General features: G+C 54.8%; 10 protein-coding genes and 1 pseudogene. 4 read left to right on the forward strand and 7 right to left on the reverse strand.

Annotation, left to right across the window (positions count from 1 at the left end; translation table 11 throughout):
- Positions 1-99 precede the first annotated feature (99 nt).
- Genes HMPREF3147_RS11005 through HMPREF3147_RS11030 form a run of 6 tightly spaced genes read right to left on the reverse strand, consistent with a single transcriptional unit; the run spans position 100 to position 11,043 of the window.
- A complete protein-coding gene (locus tag HMPREF3147_RS11005; protein ID WP_070447559.1) occupies positions 100-1,782 on the reverse strand; it encodes a UvrD-helicase domain-containing protein in 1,683 nt (560 codons plus the stop codon).
- Between the two features lie 9 nt (positions 1,783-1,791).
- Positions 1,792-3,615 carry an ATP-dependent nuclease gene (locus HMPREF3147_RS11010; RefSeq protein ID WP_141740743.1) on the reverse strand — a complete coding sequence of 608 codons (1,824 nt, stop codon included), beginning with the start codon at positions 3,613-3,615 and terminating at the stop codon, positions 1,792-1,794.
- Entirely contained in the window at positions 3,605-4,342 is a 738-nt protein-coding gene (locus tag HMPREF3147_RS11015; protein WP_070447565.1) for a M48 family metallopeptidase, read from the reverse strand. Before HMPREF3147_RS11015 ends, HMPREF3147_RS11010 begins: the two co-directional genes overlap by 11 nt.
- Positions 4,329-7,415, reverse strand: a complete 3,087-nt coding sequence (locus HMPREF3147_RS11020) for a type I restriction endonuclease subunit R (RefSeq protein WP_070447568.1) — start codon at positions 7,413-7,415, stop codon at positions 4,329-4,331. Before HMPREF3147_RS11020 ends, HMPREF3147_RS11015 begins: the two co-directional genes overlap by 14 nt.
- Positions 7,412-8,593, reverse strand: coding sequence for a restriction endonuclease subunit S (locus HMPREF3147_RS11025; protein ID WP_083276498.1), 1,182 nt, complete (start codon positions 8,591-8,593; stop codon positions 7,412-7,414). The genes HMPREF3147_RS11020 and HMPREF3147_RS11025 overlap by 4 nt, the downstream gene beginning before the upstream one ends.
- Entirely contained in the window at positions 8,590-11,043 is a 2,454-nt protein-coding gene (locus HMPREF3147_RS11030; protein ID WP_070447683.1) for a type I restriction-modification system subunit M, read from the reverse strand. The genes HMPREF3147_RS11025 and HMPREF3147_RS11030 overlap by 4 nt, the downstream gene beginning before the upstream one ends.
- Positions 11,044-11,384: 341 nt before the next feature.
- Here HMPREF3147_RS11030 and HMPREF3147_RS11035 point away from each other — a divergent pair, with 341 nt between their 5' ends.
- Positions 11,385-11,588: a hypothetical protein gene (locus HMPREF3147_RS11035; protein ID WP_070447575.1), complete on the forward strand. Its 204-nt coding sequence runs from the start codon at positions 11,385-11,387 to the stop codon at positions 11,586-11,588.
- A 236-nt stretch (positions 11,589-11,824) separates the two neighbouring features.
- Here the strand turns inward: HMPREF3147_RS11035 and HMPREF3147_RS11040 are convergent, their stop codons facing one another.
- The gene (locus HMPREF3147_RS11040) at positions 11,825-12,277 is read right to left on the reverse strand and encodes a hypothetical protein (RefSeq protein WP_141740745.1); all 453 of its coding nucleotides are present in this window, start codon (positions 12,275-12,277) and stop codon (positions 11,825-11,827) included.
- 966 nt (positions 12,278-13,243) lie between these two features.
- Here HMPREF3147_RS11040 and HMPREF3147_RS11050 point away from each other — a divergent pair.
- From HMPREF3147_RS11050 to HMPREF3147_RS11060, 3 genes and pseudogenes are all read left to right on the forward strand, one after another.
- The gene (locus HMPREF3147_RS11050) at positions 13,244-14,590 is read left to right on the forward strand and encodes a hypothetical protein (protein WP_141740746.1); all 1,347 of its coding nucleotides are present in this window, start codon (positions 13,244-13,246) and stop codon (positions 14,588-14,590) included.
- Positions 14,590-14,985, forward strand: a pseudogene (locus HMPREF3147_RS11055) (IS256 family transposase); the annotation flags it as partial. The gene HMPREF3147_RS11050 and the pseudogene HMPREF3147_RS11055, both read left to right, overlap by 1 nt.
- A gap of 176 nt (positions 14,986-15,161) precedes the next feature.
- On the forward strand, positions 15,162-16,361 hold the full coding sequence (locus HMPREF3147_RS11060) for an IS1249 family transposase (RefSeq protein ID WP_070447584.1): 1,200 nt from the start codon (positions 15,162-15,164) through the stop codon (positions 16,359-16,361).
- The last annotated feature ends 108 nt before the right edge of the window (positions 16,362-16,469 follow it).

Below are 16,469 nucleotides of genomic sequence, written 5' to 3' on the forward strand. Positions count from 1 at the left end.
ATGTAAGAGAAAGATCTTCCAAGAATCTTTAACCGGCTATGGCGTGACTCCTGGAGCTCAGGCAGCAGAGTAGACCTTCTTTCGTAGACGACCGGTCCTCTATCTAGATAGCGCAAGGGGGACTGCGTCTCTTTCTAATATTGCCTTCACGGCATCTATGTATCTACTGTGTACAGCCAGTATAAGTAGCCGCTCGGCCCTGGACGCGCCGACATAGAGGACTCTTCTTGCCTCTGAACTTTGGTCTTCACTCCAGTCACGGATCGTGTCCCCGGTCCAATTATCTCCTGGAATTATCAGTACGACCGAGTCTGTCTCCAATCCTTTAAAACCGTGAATTGTTGAATGCTCATACTGGTTCTCGGCTGTCGGTACCCCGTCCCAGATCCAGACATTGGCTAAAGGTGTCTTGGTGCGGTCGCGGTCGAGAGCGACTCCAAACTTGTCCGCTACTTGGACAACTTTCTCTCTGAAGTCGCCGCGAGACAGCCCCGTTGGATCTCCTGCTGCCACTGCAAACCTCAGGCATAACTCGCGGTATGCACTCTTAGTCAGCCCAAGACTCTCGAGATACCTCTCTTCACTAGCCTTAGCTAGGCCTCTATCTGGGTGCAACCTCTGCAGCGACAGACCGATATCAATAAGTGCTCGGGTCCGCTGCGCCGACGTCGAGGAGGGGTAAAGGAGTTCGTTACAAGACCCTGCAAGAACTGCAACCTTGTTGGCAGACGTCTTTTTCTTTGCTCGGCCTCCTGCTGCAAGGGCTGCGTTATCTCCTTTGTGAGCTAGAAATACCGGCTGAGATAGTTCCTGGTACTGGTCCATTACTGCCTTGACTGAGGGACCAATATCCGAAGTCTCTCTATAGCCGACAAGATGTACTGGGATCTCACAGCTGGATGCTCTACCCCCAGCAGTGTCTGTACTCGTGCCCTCGCGCAGACTGTCCACGATCTTGCAGATAGCGGGCGAACTGCGGAAGTTCGTGTTAATTCGCGGCTGGCGGTCTCTCGAATCGACAAAATTGCGTACTTCAGCAACCGACGTGCCTCGAAACTCGTAGATAGATTGGTCAATGTCCCCAACCGTGATCAAACGGATGCCGGATTCCTGAAGTGTCCGTAGGACGAGAAGGTCAACAGTATTACAGTCCTGGACTTCATCGACAATAACCTCCTCGAATCGAGTAGCCAACAGCTCGACGATTCCGTACCTGTTCTCTTCAATCTCAATTCTCGCCAGAAGTCTCGAAGTGTCAGCGTCGAGATGTCCCGCCTTGGTCAGTTCTTTCCATTTAGCATGCGCGGCAGACTCCAATACCCGGATGGGGTAATGTTTATACTTCCACCTGTATTTGTCCAGCAGGGTCGCCCGGTCATTATGACAAATGAAGTCATCCAGCGGTGCTGGCGCCTGTCCCTTTATCGTCACGACTGCTGAATCAAGACTGCTCCAGGAATCCCAGAATGTAGGAGTCTTGCAGAACCTCGCCTTATAGAATGGTGCCGCGAAAAACCTATTGATAAAGCTGTCAATCGTTCCGACGAAGTTCGGCGCTTGGAGTAGTTCTGGTTTGTGCGAGCACCTCCTCTGGGCTTCTTCCGCAGCGGCGTTGGTAAAGGTAATCAAGGCGACGCCGCGCCGCGAGTTCTCTGTATCCGCACGTGTTGCAAACCGCTCGACGATGGTCTGTGTCTTCCCAGCGCCCGGGCAGGCCTCAAAGAAGCCGCCAGACTCCGACTCGATGAGCGCCCGCTGGGCCGGTGTGAATTCAAAAGTCATTTCTCACCTCTAGTCCTCGGCTGCTGCCTCAATCGCTGCTCGAAGTTGATCCGGGCACGCAAAGGTCACATCTGGCTCGGATATAGCAATTGCGACGTCGTGAGCAAACTGACCCTTGCTGATACACAGATTCTCCGCATCCTTTTTGACCTGGAGTCTCCGGTACATCTCCCGCGCCGGCGCAGGTGCATTCTCGATAGCCTCCCACTTCTTAACAGAGCGGGGATGCTGCTTCAAGAACGCCCCCTTAAGGATGTTGTTGTTGGCATCCGAGCTGGTCAGCAAGCTTGCCTCTAGTGTGTACTTTGATGTCTCCACACTCAACACATTGTCAGCTCGTAAGTTGAGAGCGATATCCTCGAGGTCTTCAGTTCTATTGATGCTCTTGGCTTCCAGATCTTCGAGAGGTGGGTCTTCGTCCGTAAGTGCGATCACCTTGTCAGCGAGCCGCAAACCCCCACCAAAGTCATACAGAAGCAGCGTGAGGTACGGACGGAAATCCACAGAACCGAGGTTGACGATAGGTGTGGCATTGAAACGACGGAGTTGTTTCGCCTGTTCGGGATCGCTTCGGTCGAACACACAGTGCCGTGCAAGTGCTGGTAATAGAACTGCCTCAGAGATTCCCTCGACCAGGATGACCCGCTGAGTAAACAGCAGATCAGATCGAGTTACATCCAAGTACTGGTCGATTTTCCTTCGGTCGTTCTCATCGTCGAACTCGACCTGTTTAAGAGCTAGCGCTGCCGTATTACTACGGCCCTCGCGCTTGGTCGATCGGATGACTACGGTTCTTTCTAGTCCAACCGAGCTGGCCAGGTTCGGAGAATGTGTCGTCGCGATAACCTGGATCCGACCAGCGGGCTGCCCCTCTTCTGGCTGGGAGACAGAATTCTCAGCTTGCTCGAGGAGGAAGTCGAGCAAGACACCTTGGAGTTGCGGATGCAAGTGCGCTTCTGGCTCTTCGACCAATAGCAGAGTGAGCTCGGACTGGTTAGCCTCCTGTAGCTCAAGCAAGACTGTCGACATAAACAGGAGATTAGCGTACCCCAATCCGGATGATGCAAGGTCAGTTGCATCTATCCCATGCTCTGCCATCTTCAGGCGGAGACCTCGCGCAAGATGCTCGAGCGAGGGCTGTTCAAAACCAAGCGCCACCTGTTGTCCACGCACCGCATCGGTTAGCGAGGATAGATGCCCCTGAATCTTGTCGCTAACTCCCTGGACCGCACTACTTTCGGATAGCTTCTCAGTAGCGGCATGAGCCTCGTTCAGGAAAGCTTCCCTATCATCCTTGTCGAGCAGGTAGCGCAAGATCGTCCCCAAACGGCGACCGTTGGCGGAGTCCAGCTCCCGCTTCGCATCGCGTAGCGGCTCCAGGTAAACGTGGTTGATCTTCGACCGCACCTCAGCTTCTGGATCCGGAGAGGCAACTGGCCCTGCCAAGCGCTCGGTTCGACCGCGCGGGTACTGATCAGTTGGCGGAAAATAGCGGACATGGTGGTGAATTTTCTTAGCGTTGAGATCCAACGCACCGATGAATAATGCCTGCTGGAAGCTGTCTCCGTCCGCGAAAACAAGCTCAATATCTGGGTTAGTGTCGGCCCCGATCGACGGGTCATCAATCTCGAAATACCTCGTCCGTCGTCCACTCAATGGAGTCGTTGCTAGGCGAAGGGCATCAATGATGTTGGATTTGCCCGCATTGTTCTCTCCGACCAGAAGAGTCAGATCAGGGCTAAGCGCTACTTCCGTGTCCTCGCATGATCTGAATCCCTTGATCCGTACGCTCTCCAGCCACATTGCCGCGGCGGCGTCGCTTTCAATAGTCAAAGCTCTCACTCCAGTCTTCTGCCGCCAGAGGGGCATCATTTAGATCATCTCGCCGAGCAGTCCAGTCTGGCAAGTGCTGATCCATCACCGCTACAAACCTAGAGTTGTGGCTTCTCTCGATCAGATGCGCCAGCTCATGAACCACCAGGTACTCCAGACTCCGAGGATTCTTCTTTGCTAGCTCCGGGTTGAACCAGATGTTACGGCTATCAGGATTGCACGACCCCCACTTGGTCTTCATCCGCTTGACCGTAATCTGGTTAGCTTTCACCCCCATGGCAGCCTCCCACTTCTCAAGCAGAGGCGGGAGTGCGGCCTTGAGCTCCCGTCGGTACCAGCGGTCGAGAATGCCGAATCGATCATCACGAGTCGACCCTTCCGGGGAGTAGAGCCACAGAGTATCGCCGGCCAATACCACCTTGGGATTTCCACTGTGTTTTGAGACGTCGAGGCGGTAGCGCTTCCCCCAGGCGTAATGGCTCTCTCCGGAAACCATCTGCCGCTCCTTCTGGCGCTTTGCCTTCTGCAGTCGCTCCCGCTCACGCCGGATCCACGGCAGTCGCTGGATAATAGCCCGACGGATAGTGTCCTCGTCCAGGCGGGCGGGCGCAGCCACGCGCACGCGACCCATCGGTGGATACACCGACAGGTGCATATTCTTGATGTCCTTGTAGACCAGCTCTACATCAAGACCGGAGACGGTGAGGTAAGCACTAGCGGAATTCATCATGCATCACCAAGAGCTCAAGCAGCTTCTTCATCTCATCAGGTTGCAAAAGTCCAGGGAAATTGAGAGCGACGGTACGCATTAGCGACTTCTGCTTCGTCTTATCGCCAGCCCAGCCGTGCTCCTTATTGCGCTGGATTATGCCGTACACCCGCTCAAAGTCGACCTCGATATCCTCCGGCCAGGCGAAGTCAATCAGGGCACGGCGCGCAGACGTGCCAGCCCATTCTGGGTACTTCTGATCCGACTCTCCCCGAGCAATCCGCTGGGTAAGCTCAACCAGCTTCAGCAGGTACTCCTCATAGTCGATAACAGCCTCACGCCGCTGCTCGATCAAGGCATCCAGGAGCGTTGACATCGACTCGTAGTACTTCGGGTTCATCGCCTGTTCGTCAACGATGGTCTTGCGAACGTTGTTGACGATGGTCTCGGCAGCAGCCTCTGGATCCTTCCGGATATTCTCCGGTAGCTTGTCGATAACTCCGACCCCATGCTCGACGATGAGATGGATGAGACCCTGGTCAAAGGTCGCCAGGTTCCGGGATGCATCCGCCTGAATGTAGGTGTCGAGAAGCGCGCGCATGCCGGCCTCGAACTGCTTGAGGTCAACATTCTCGCCAGCACCGAGCTTCACTTCGTCGCGGACATCGACGAAGTGCTTGACCTCGGACCTTATGAAAGCAGCTTCACTCTCCGAGTATCCAGCCTCACTCATCCGGTTGGCCAGGTTCGCATAGGCACGGACCAGACTGGCCACGCCCTTGTAGAGATCCACTCGCCTCGGTTCGTTGGCCTTGAGCTGCTCTGCGTTGCCACTTTCCCTCGCGCAGAAATAATGCTGGTACTGCAGCGTGCCCTTCGGCGGAGCCACCGGCTCACACAAGGCTCGTACCATCTCAAGAGCCTCGTCCAGGTCCTGGCGCTCTTGCTCAATACGGTCCTTGAGCAGACCTTCCACGTCTTCTTCGTCGTAGTCAGCAAAGGCTTCGGAGGTGTAGTCAGAAACCGCATCCTCCAGGGATTTGAACAGGTCGCGGTAGTCGACGATGTAGCCATACTCCTTATCGTCACCGTCAAGCCGGTTCACGCGACAAATTGCCTGGAATAGGCCGTGGTCCTGCATGTTCTTATCGATGTAGAGATAAGTTGCACTCGGAGCATCAAACCCAGTCAGGAGCTTGTCGACCACGATCAGCAGCCGCATCTGACCAGGATGCTTGATGAACTTCTCCTTGACGCTCTTCTCGAACTCGTCAATCCGCTTGACGGCATCATCAGCGTTGGTCTGAAAGTAGTCCGCAAGCATCCGACGGTAGATGTCGTACTTGACGATCTCCTCATTCTTGCCAGCCCCGGAGTCTTCCTTCGAGATCTGGGAAGCGTTCGGCTCATAGCTCGTGATGATGGCAACCTTGCCAGCCAGTTCGCTATGGCTGAAGATGTCGTAGAATTTGCAGGCTTGGTAGACGCTTGAGCACACCAGCATGGCGTTGCCTCGGCCATCCATCAGGCGGGGCATTCTGGCCATATCCATCAGGATGTCTGCGGCGATCTGCCGAGCTCGCGGCTCTGCGGACTCGACTGCCTTGATCGTCGCCCAGCGCTTCTTCAGCTGGTGTTTTGTCAGGTCGGTCATGCCCTGAGTGTGAATCGTGAACCACTCATCCACCCGTTCTGAGCTCATGAGGCGTTGCTCGATATCTCGCGCCTCATAACGCAGATCCAGCACCACGCCGTCATCAACGGCCTCATCGAACTTGTAGGTGTGGATGTACGAGCCGAAGGTCTCGATGCTCTTGGCCTTGTCCTTCTTGAGAAGCGGAGTGCCAGTAAAGCCAATGAACATCGCGTTTGGCAGCAACTCCTTCATCGCCTTATGGAGTTTGCCGCTCTGGGTGCGGTGAGCTTCATCGACAAAGACGAAGATATTGCCCTTGGGGTTGAACCCTTGAAGGAGAGGTTTCTTGAGCTGACGCACGAAGTCTTCGGTGTCGCCCTGGTCCTTCTCGTCATCACCCCGGAACTTATGCACCAGTGAGCACATCAGCCACGGCTTGTTCCGGTCCAGCATGCCGATCATGTCTGCTCCAGACGTCGATCGCTCGATGGTCTCATCGACACCGGCAAAGACCTTCTCAATCTGCTCATCAAGCTCAGTCCGGTCGGTGATCACCAAGACACGCGCTTCGCGCTGGTTCTCTCGGATCCACTTCGCCAGCCACACCATCGTCAAGCTCTTGCCTGACCCCTGAGTGTGCCAAATAATACCACCCTCGCGACGAGCAATACGCTCCTGAGCAGCCTTAACACCGAAGTATTGGTTATGTCGGGCTGTCTTCTTCACACCAGAGTCGAAGACGATGAAATCATGAATCAGCTCGAGGAAGCGCTGTTTGCTGGCCATCTGGAGCAACCCACGGTCGAGATGGTTCTCAACCTCGCTTGGTTCTTTCCACTCCAGCCAATACTTCTCCGGAGTCTCAATCACTCCGTAACGTAGGCCCTCAACATCATTACCGGCAAAAAGCAGCTGGACAGTGGTGAAGAAGGGTCGAACGAAGTCTGCCTTCTGGTTGCCGAGGTGCTGGCGGATACCATCCCCAACGCTGACCTTGGAACGCTTGAGTTCGATGACGCCGAGAGCGATGCCATTGACGTAGAGCACGACATCTGGACGCTTGGTGTTCTTGCCCTTGATCGACACCTCTTCGGCCACCACGAAGTGGTTAGCTTCCGAATTGTCCCAGTCGATAAGCCAGATCGTCTCGAAGTTTTCCGAGGCGTTGCGTTTTACCTTCACGCCGTAGCGAAGCAGGCTGTAGACATTGCGGTTGGCCTCGTAAAGCGAACCGCCAGCCGGCAGCGAAGCAACCTTATGAAGCTGCTCGATGGCACGCCGAACCAAGTCCTCTTCATAGCCACGTGCCAGCAGATTCTGGCGCAACAGCTCTTCCTCAACGTTGGAGTTAGCCCGGTCCTTCCAATCCCCGACATATTCGTAGCCCAGCTGGCTGGACAGGATGCCTACGACGTGATCCTGCGTGACACGCTCACGCTGCCCGACCAGACTCATGACGCTACCTCCTCGACAGGCAGACGAGTACGACCAGTAAGAAGTTCCTGCATCATGCCTTGCTTGATGCTGCGAGCGGACTCGAGGCGACGCTTAAGGGCAGCGATTTCCTGGTCGGCATCCTGCAGGATCTGGGCAATAGCTTCCTGCTCTTCTACTGGCGGCAGAGGAATGGATAAATCTTCCACATCTCGATGCGAGAGATGCTTGACCGTAGTAGCACCGGTTGAGTTCTGCATTTCTAAAAGCGGCTTTTCCAAAGCATAAGATAGATACGCGCCATTTACGTGGCGTGAGAGTATCAACCGACCCACTCGTTGGTTAAGAAGCGCAGGACCACCTCTCCAAATGATTGGTTCAAAATCACCATCCATTCCCACGAGAATGTCACCGTCCCCAAGGATGAAATCTTCTGAGAACACTCCGGAAAAAAATATAACGGAATCATTTGAGCGGAGATCCCTGTTCCGGACAAGCCTCATTCCTGAAGCAGATTTGGAGAATCCTGAAGATGGAAAAGGATATCCGACTTGAAACTTAAGTACCGTACCAAGTCTGGTTCTGTCCCAGGACCTCGTAAATCCATCTAGCCTAGTCGCCCCACTAAGAAGTTGCTGTATCATACCCTGCTTCATTGCCTGCTTCTTCGAGATGAGGCGCTCGAGAGAGGAAATGAGGTCGTCTTTCTCCCAAAGAGCACTTGAGATCGCCTTTTGCTCGGCTAGATCTGCAGGTATTCTGACAGGCAATCCCCTCACAATGTCTGAGTTAATGTTCATTTGAGAACCCGACTGGCCGGCTTCCTTTAAACGACCCTCAGCAGCCTTGAGAAGATAGAGCATAAATTTCTGATCGGCCTTAACTGAAGTTAAGGCAACAAAACCGTCATGAATACATGCTGGAATCCGTGTTATAACTGGGATTCCAACAGATGCAGCAATGCTCAGAATCAGAGTTCCTGATTCTAGAAAACGGCTTCGCAGTATCCCATCTTCGGAAAGGCGTTGAGACGTCACCTTGAGCTCCCGACCATTTGACCTGTTTACGTCTGCAATTCGAACCCACCCAACTTTTCCAGCGTCATCAAACCAGCGATCCGAAGCGATCGGGCGAGGAGACGCGCCTCGTGTGACTACTGCTAGTTCGCCGATCGTGGTATCTACCCAGTCACTGGTCATTTCCAGAATCCCATCTTCGCGAGACCCTCATTGACTTTTGACTGAAGTCCCTGTGATTCTTGCTGAAGTTCGTCCAGTGTCGAGCTGTAACGCTGCCCCAGTACCTCCAGTCGATTAGTCAGCTGTTGAGTGGCAAGGAATCCAACCAGTCGGATCTTCGTATGTACTGTGACTTCCCACTTTCTCTCGATAATCAGCCCGCAAATAGTCGACTTTTCCAACTTCGAGTAGGTAGCCAAAGTCTTCAAGTTGAGGTCTAGATTGGCATCCTTCACAGCCTTCTTTGCCGCTGTCTCAGCAGCAAACAGTTTTACGGCATGATTGAGCGCGGCAATCTCCTCCGCCTCTGCCCCCTCAGCCTTAGCTTCCTTGAGGCGCTTTCTCGCATCACCAACCTTGACCCCGCCATCGTCATTGACGGCCTCCCAGAGCAGACCTTCTTCGACCGCGTGCTCCTCGATATACTCCAGGAGCTCCTGGCTAATGCGCTCCTGTTCTGCAGTGAGACGATCAAGCTCGGCCTTCTTTTCAGCGAAATAACGATCGATGATTAGTGCCGGCGGGATCAGGTCAGTTACCCAACGCTGGGCCTTGACACCCGTGCCGAAGACCAGGTCAGCGGCCTCGTACTTCGGCTTCTTCTTGTTGTCATAGCCAGTGATCCGAGCTTCACGCGGTTGAGCAGCATCAACCCAGCCGGACCCGACGATGAGTGTGACGTCATCGTGCATGGTGTCATTCCAGTAGCTCATCAGCTGCTCGTATACGCTGTATTCGCTGATCAGCGGACGACCCCGGAACTTCTCCAGCAAGTCATCACCAAGATCCTCAATCAGCTGCTGCGGCCTGGTCTGCGAGTCAATCGCCTCCAGTTGAGATCGGTGAGAACCCCACCAATCCTCAACAGCCTTGGAAACAGTCGAGGTAAAAGCCTTAGCGTCCTCTGATTCCTCAATCACCTTGGCTACCTGCTCGGGCTCTACGGTGAGCTCGGAGTATCCCTCCCGCAGAGGCCGGAACAGCTCACCGCGCAGTTTCGGGAAAGCATCCCAGTATTCACCCAGGGTATCGAGATCTCGGTTCGGGATACCACCCTTGAGATGGGCTTCTAGGTCCTGGATGTCTTCCGGTTCAGAGGTGTCGATGTAGCGCGGGATGTTGAGGTTGTAGTTGTTCTTCGCATCAGAGATCTCAGAGAGCGGCACCATTCGGGCGTAGTGCTCAATTTCCTCGCCAGCAAGGTAGGTGTCGATTACCTTGCGCATATCCCGAGGACGCAGACGGTTCTTCGGCCCGTCCTTCTCAAAGCCTTTGGAGGCATCGATCATGAAGATGCCCGTCCGGTTTGCCGCGTCCTTCTTGTCGATGACGATGATGCAGGCCGGAATTCCCGTACCGTAGAAGAGGTTGGCCGGCAGTCCGATGATCGCCTTGATCAGGCCGCGCCGGATCAGCTCTTCACGGATCGCGGCTTCAGTGTTGCCACGGAAGAGCACTCCGTGGGGAAGAATCACCGCTCCCCGACCATCAGACTTGAGCGACTTCACCATGTGGAGTAAGAAGGCATAGTCGCCGTTCTTCTCCGGCGGCTCAGCGAAACCCTCGAACCGGTCATATTCCTTGTCGAAGCCGTTCTTCCAAGTCTTTACGGAGAACGGTGGGTTGGCCACGAAGTAGTCAAAGGTCTGCAACTGCTCGCCCTTGAGAAACTTCGGATCAGAGAGCGTATCTCCCTGGCGAATGTCGTGCGTCTCGTTGCCGTGAAGGATCATATTCATCCGAGATAGTGCCCAGGTGGCGTTGTCCTTCTCCTGGCCATAGATCGACAAGCCGTTGGGAGCAGAGTCAGCAACCTTGATCAAGAGTGATCCAGACCCACAAGTCGGGTCATAAACGGTGGTAGAGCGGGGAGCATCCTTCGGGATCTCCAGCACTTGGGCCATAATTCTGGAAACCTCAGCCGGGGTGTAGAACTGCCCCTTGCTCTTGCCGGACTCCGTCGCAAAATGCCGCATCAGGTACTCATACGCATCCCCGAGCAGGTCGTCACCTTCAGCGCGGGAACCGGTGAAGTCGATGTCCTGGAAGATGCTGATGAGGTTCGTTAGGCGATCCTGCATCGCCTTACCTTCACCTAGCTTGTTCGGGTCATCGAAGTCGGCGTTGTTGATCACACCCTGCAGGTCGTTTTCCTCAGCCAAGCGACGGATGGCGATGTTCATCTTCTCGCCGATATCGGGAGCACCCTTGAGTGCTACCAGGTCATCGAAAGATCCACCTTCGGGAACCTCGATCAGACTGTAGGGGTCGCTTTTGGCCTTATCCGAGACATACTTCACGAACAGGAGCGTCAGGACGTAGTCCTTGTACTGGCTGGCATCCATGCCGCCGCGCAGCTCATCGGCACTCTTCCAGAGGGAGCTGTAAAGATCAGACTTCTTGAGAGCCACTACCACGTCACCACCTTCGACGACTCGGCGTTAATTGATGCTTGTTGGACTCTCAGGCTCATCTTGCGGTTTTCTCCTCCACGCTGGGTGGTCTAAATCTTGTTAGGTAGTTGACTCTACTGATCGCCACCGACATGGTTGCCGGGAACTGCCCTCGTCAGGTGTGAAGTGGCGGACTGTAGCTTCAGCCCTGGGTTGGTCGTCAATGTTTTGATTATACCTCCGAACTGGGGTTTTGTTAACTATGTCCACGAGTCCACACACCTCTCGGAGAGGTCGCCATGTTCGAACACGCAAGCGGTGGAACTTCGTCCACTCCAGGGGGGCGACCCTGCCTGGTAATGCTTCGTAGCGTCGTGCTCATGAGCGCCTCCGAGAGCCGCAACCCAGGCCTGGACGGCTACGTTGACTGGATCGTCTTCGACCGAGACTGGAATTCCTTTTCCGAGCCGTGTGAAACTGAGGAGGAGGCCCAGTGGGTCTCCCAACATACGGGCGGCGAGCCGATCTACAGGCGAGAGTGGAAAAGGTACTTTAAGCTGTGACAATAGCTACACTGTAGCGATTTCAGCTCGCCAGGAAGCGCTTCCCAAATAAGAACATGTGAACGATGAACAACTAAATCGCAAAGCGAGTACCTTAGAATGAGCAACTCAGTCGCCACGATGAAGTCATCGATGAGCACAAGGGCCGTCTCGCCAGGCTTGAACAAGTATCGGCGCAGCACTACAAGCGAGATCTACGCTCTCCAACCTGGAGCTCCGAGCTGCTCGCTTCCAGGTCAGAGCCGCTTCGTCAGCTGGAGTAAGTACTGCCATTCCGAGCCTGCGTCCTGCGTCCGCTTCGCCTGGCGAGCTTTTAGAATTTCATGCACGTTTAGCCCGTATTTGTATGCCAGTGCAGAAAGTCCTCCAGTAGCCAGGTCTGCCAACGCAGTCCCAGCCAACCCCATCGTTAGGGCTCCGACCCCCTCCTGAATCGTGGGGACATCAAGGAATCGAGCCAGGGCTTCACTTGAAACTTCCCAGGTAGCAGCAGCCTTAGTCTGAGCCGCTGCCTTGGCCATCTCCGCCACAGTAGGGTGAACTTCGTCGCGCCAGTAGACATTCACTTCTGGCAGGAAGTCTGCTTCAAGTGGAGATGATGCAATCTTGTCCTGGACGTGCCGCACTCCCCTAAAGTACCGGCCACGAAGATCTGTAAGTTCGGATCTAGCTTCAAGAATATTCTCCATGGAAGCATCGGGAAAACCGGTAAGTGCTCGATAAATCTTGAGCAGACCCCGGCACGGGCAGAGTTGGTCAGAGCGACGTCCGACGGGGAGGCTTCACCATTTTGGGTAAGTTCTTCAGCCAACAGGCGAATGTGATCATCGAGGAGTAGGTGCGATCTCGGGTTCTGTAGGAGTCTGGTAAGTAGGGCTGTGAAATACGCTGAGTCCAAGTCACTGGTCGTCTCATCCAAGAATAGGCTAGAAGAGCTAAAGGTCAGCGCGCCACTGTCCAGGGCTTGGTCAATATCGTCTCCGCCATAGTTACGCCAAGAGTCCTCATACTGCCGGCGCATCCGACTGGCTATCGAGTCGTACCCCGAACCAAGATACTGATCGTGAACCTTTTGAGCTTCGCGAAGTTCGGGACTATTCCGTCGCTGTGCGCGGGAATACTGCTTCTGAAAAGCTGCCAACTCGCGTGACACCCGCAAGACTTCACTTATCTCACGCTGACTTCGTCCTACTAGGTCAGCTCCCTTTTCCCCCGAATGCATCTCAAGCAGTGCTATGACCCCGTCAGTCCCCGACCGAGAGAGATCAACGAGTTTTCAGGTGCAACAGTGCCGGAGACACGAGCTCGACCTGCCCCGCATAAAGCAAGGCTGAGCGGACCTAGCGGACTTCTTCCGCGACTCTCCGTTGTCCCGCCAGGGGTGAGAAATCGAGCGCTGTAGCATCCCCCAGAGCTACGACCACTATCGTTGGCAGGTCCGCTTCACTCGACAACCGCTTAAGGTCTTTGCTCTGGTCTTTCGACTTCTTCTTGGCCATAAGCTGATCGTAGCCGGGTACTGCTGGAGTATCGCTTCTGTCTGACGAAATTTTAGAACACTCGTTCCCAAACGTACTAACTCAAATTGACGCAGTAATCAGGGGTGGTCCGGTTATGCAGATAGATTGCCGTAATCGATCCTCCAGGTAGGAGTCTTGGCCGATACTGAAGTTGTGGCAAAGAAGGAGCTCACTGAACGCCAGAAGACAGTCCTGCAGCGGATCAACGACGGGTGCCCTGACACCGACTGGCCAGAAACCTACTACAAGGGCTCAGCCCGCATGATGGCCAGCTACGGCCTCGTGAAGATCAAAGGGCGAGGCAAGGAGTGGCAGGCTCAAATCACGCAGCGAGGCAGGGACGTCCTCGCCGGCGTAGAGGCACTCACCGGCTCGTCTCAGGTGAAGTCTCGAGCTCCACGGCGAGATCTGGCCACAGGTCCAACCGCCACCAGGCCCGCAATCCCAAAGAAGATCGCACCACCCGCTCCCCCGGCTGTAGATACCGAGCAGCTCTTCGACGAGCTGCTGGCGGCAGAGTTCCAAGTCATCACCAGACCCTTGGCTACCGATGACGAAGAAGCCAGATGGAAAGACGCCCTGAGAAGGCTCCGTTCCTCACGCTCTCTCCTCGGCGACACCTGGCGGGTGACCTCCCGAGTCCGAAACGAGGGCAGTTACCGTGCACCACAGAAATTCTTCGACCTCACGCTCGTTCCAGTAGACAAGTGGCTCAGCGATCCAATTTCAGATGAGATTAAACGCTACCACCCAGCCGTAGGCCAGGTCATGAAGTACTCCACCAACACGACTCGTGACCTCCAAAAGCGTACCAAGAGAGCCTTGCACATGCTGTTTCGTGAGGTCGAGGCTCGTGGGTGGGAGTACAAGGAGATCGATGTCATTCCATACTCCGGCCATAAGACATCTCGCGAGCGCGGCTCTCTCAACCCTAGAAATACGGGCTACGGCTTCAACGACGGGCATAGAGACTACTTTGTCTCTGCTACCGAGCGGGTAGACATTGTCCAGCGAGAACCCACCAAGCAAGAACTCGAAGACCTTGAAAGAGATCTACGCTGGTGGCCGGACGCGAGGATCAAGAAGCCCTACGACCACCCGTACACCGGAAACCTCACCATTACGATCGGCAAGTACCAGGCCAAAGACTCAATCACCAGGACTGCCGAAACCTCAATACCGGCGGCTTTCGCCCAAATCACGCTGTCTCGTTGCTGGGTCGAGCATGACCGAGAGTTGAGCCGGCGTGCCAGGGAGCTCTGGGGCAAGAAGGTCGCGATAGCTGAGAAGCGGGCCGATGAAATCATCCGCAGCCGTCAATTCCACGAAGCTCTCCGAGAAAGAGTGGTGAAGTGGGATGAATTCAAGACCATTCCAGCACCTTTAATCGCCGTCATCGACGGCGGGCAAGGAGCTGCCAGTGCCATCAAACAGTGCTGGCCTACCACACTCGTTCAACGCTGCCTGGTGCATACTCAATGAAGCTCATACACGCAGGACACCTATTTACCTTCTTTGCCCCGCCTGAAGGTGTCCCCCAGGATCTAAAAGCCACCACGAACCTGCTGGAAGGTGGCATCAACAAACAGCTCAAAGACTTAGCCGGAAACCATCGTGGCATGTTCGATGAGCATCAGCGCATCACCATGGACTGGTGGCTCTACACCCACACCGAAGACCCTGTAGCGCCACTGGAGTTAGCCAAGCAACAAGACTTCGGACGCCAAGGAGAAAAAGCCGCACGCGCAGCCTGGGCACAAGAAGAACTTAAACGCCGCGGCCACCCAGACGGGCGACCTGCCACATTCGACACCCACATCGACAGCGAATGGAACCCCAGCTTAGGCATAAGAAAAGGCTGGGCCGGACGCTCCTAAATCCACACGAAATGTGGCCTAAACGACAGGATGTGTTGGTGAGGTTGGGTGGTTAGCTGGTCTGGCGTGCTGGTATTAGGATGATTTCACTTATCCGGAGGGATAACCCAGCCTCGGGCCGGAAATACCGCCGGGGAAGTGCCAGTGTGCTAGCTGCCTAGGTTCACGATGAGAGGATGAGTAAGAATCATCCTCGATGCCCTGTCTGTAGCGGGGTATGCATCAAATACGGAACGACAAGTACCGGTCGCCAACGATGGCGATGCCGCACTTGCAAGGCCACTTTCACCCGCACCAATGACGACGCAGTTCAAGCAAAATGGTTTCGCCTTTTCATCTCTTGGCTCATGTCAGGCCACAGCCTGGCAGAGACAGCTAAGACCTGCGGAGTTTCATCACGAACTCTGCAACGCCGGTTCAAAACGTTTTGGCTTATCCAACCTCCCCGAAGCGTTGATAAGCAGCGAATCTACGACCAAATCTTCATCGACGGCACCTACTTCAACACCAAGTGCCTTGTCGTAGCTGCTGACTCCTGCCATGTCATCAACTGGTTCTGGTGCACTAAGGAATCCTCTTGGTCTTACATGCGCCTGCTAGACGAGATAGCCCCACCACAACTGGTGACCTGTGATGGGGATTCCGGAGGACTTAAAGCACTACGCCACTTGTGGCCTGATACTCCAGTTCAACGCTGCATTGTCCACGTCAAACGCAACATTCAACGCGCCACAGGCCTGCACCCCACCTCGCCGATGGGCAAAGCACTGCGACGGCTTTCCTTCGAACTGCTAGCCGTTGACAACCTGGATGAAGCAGCCGAATGGACTGCCAAGCTACACCAATTCGGCACTGTATTTAGCGCCCAGCTCAAAGCCAAAACTTACGTCAAAGACGTCCCTTTCGAGCAGATTCCTAAATCCAAACGCGGCAACAAAAAATGGTGGTACACCCACGATGTTCACCGCGGAATCTACCTACAGCTGAAGAAAATGAGTCAACACGGACACCTCTTTGCCTACCTCACCCAAGCTAAAGAAGGCCAACGCTTAGAGCGCACAACCAACAGTCTGGAAGGCGGAGTGAACTCGCAAATCAAGAAACTGATGCACGCCCACCGAGGACTACGCGACGAGCAACAACGCATCGCCTGTGACTGGTGGCTGTACCTACACACGCAGCTGCCTGGCGACCCCGTAGAAATCGCCAGGCAGCAAAACTGGGGCCAGGACGCACTCGCCAAAGCACAAACCCTAGCCAACCAGGAAACACAAGCCACCAGCGGCCACGAAGACGGCCGACCAGCAACCTACGACAGCGCCATCGACACTGCCTACAACCACTCTATGGGAATACACAAAGGTCACATACGCTAAACCCCAACCCCCACCAACACAATCTGTCGTTTAACTCGACACGCCGGAAAACAACACGTTTTGTCGTTTAGGCCCGAAATGTCCCTTAGTGCGACACGCCGCAAATCC

It is taken from the genome of Corynebacterium sp. HMSC05D03, from assembly GCF_001807205.1.
Lineage (GTDB): Bacteria > Actinomycetota > Actinomycetes > Mycobacteriales > Mycobacteriaceae > Corynebacterium > Corynebacterium aurimucosum.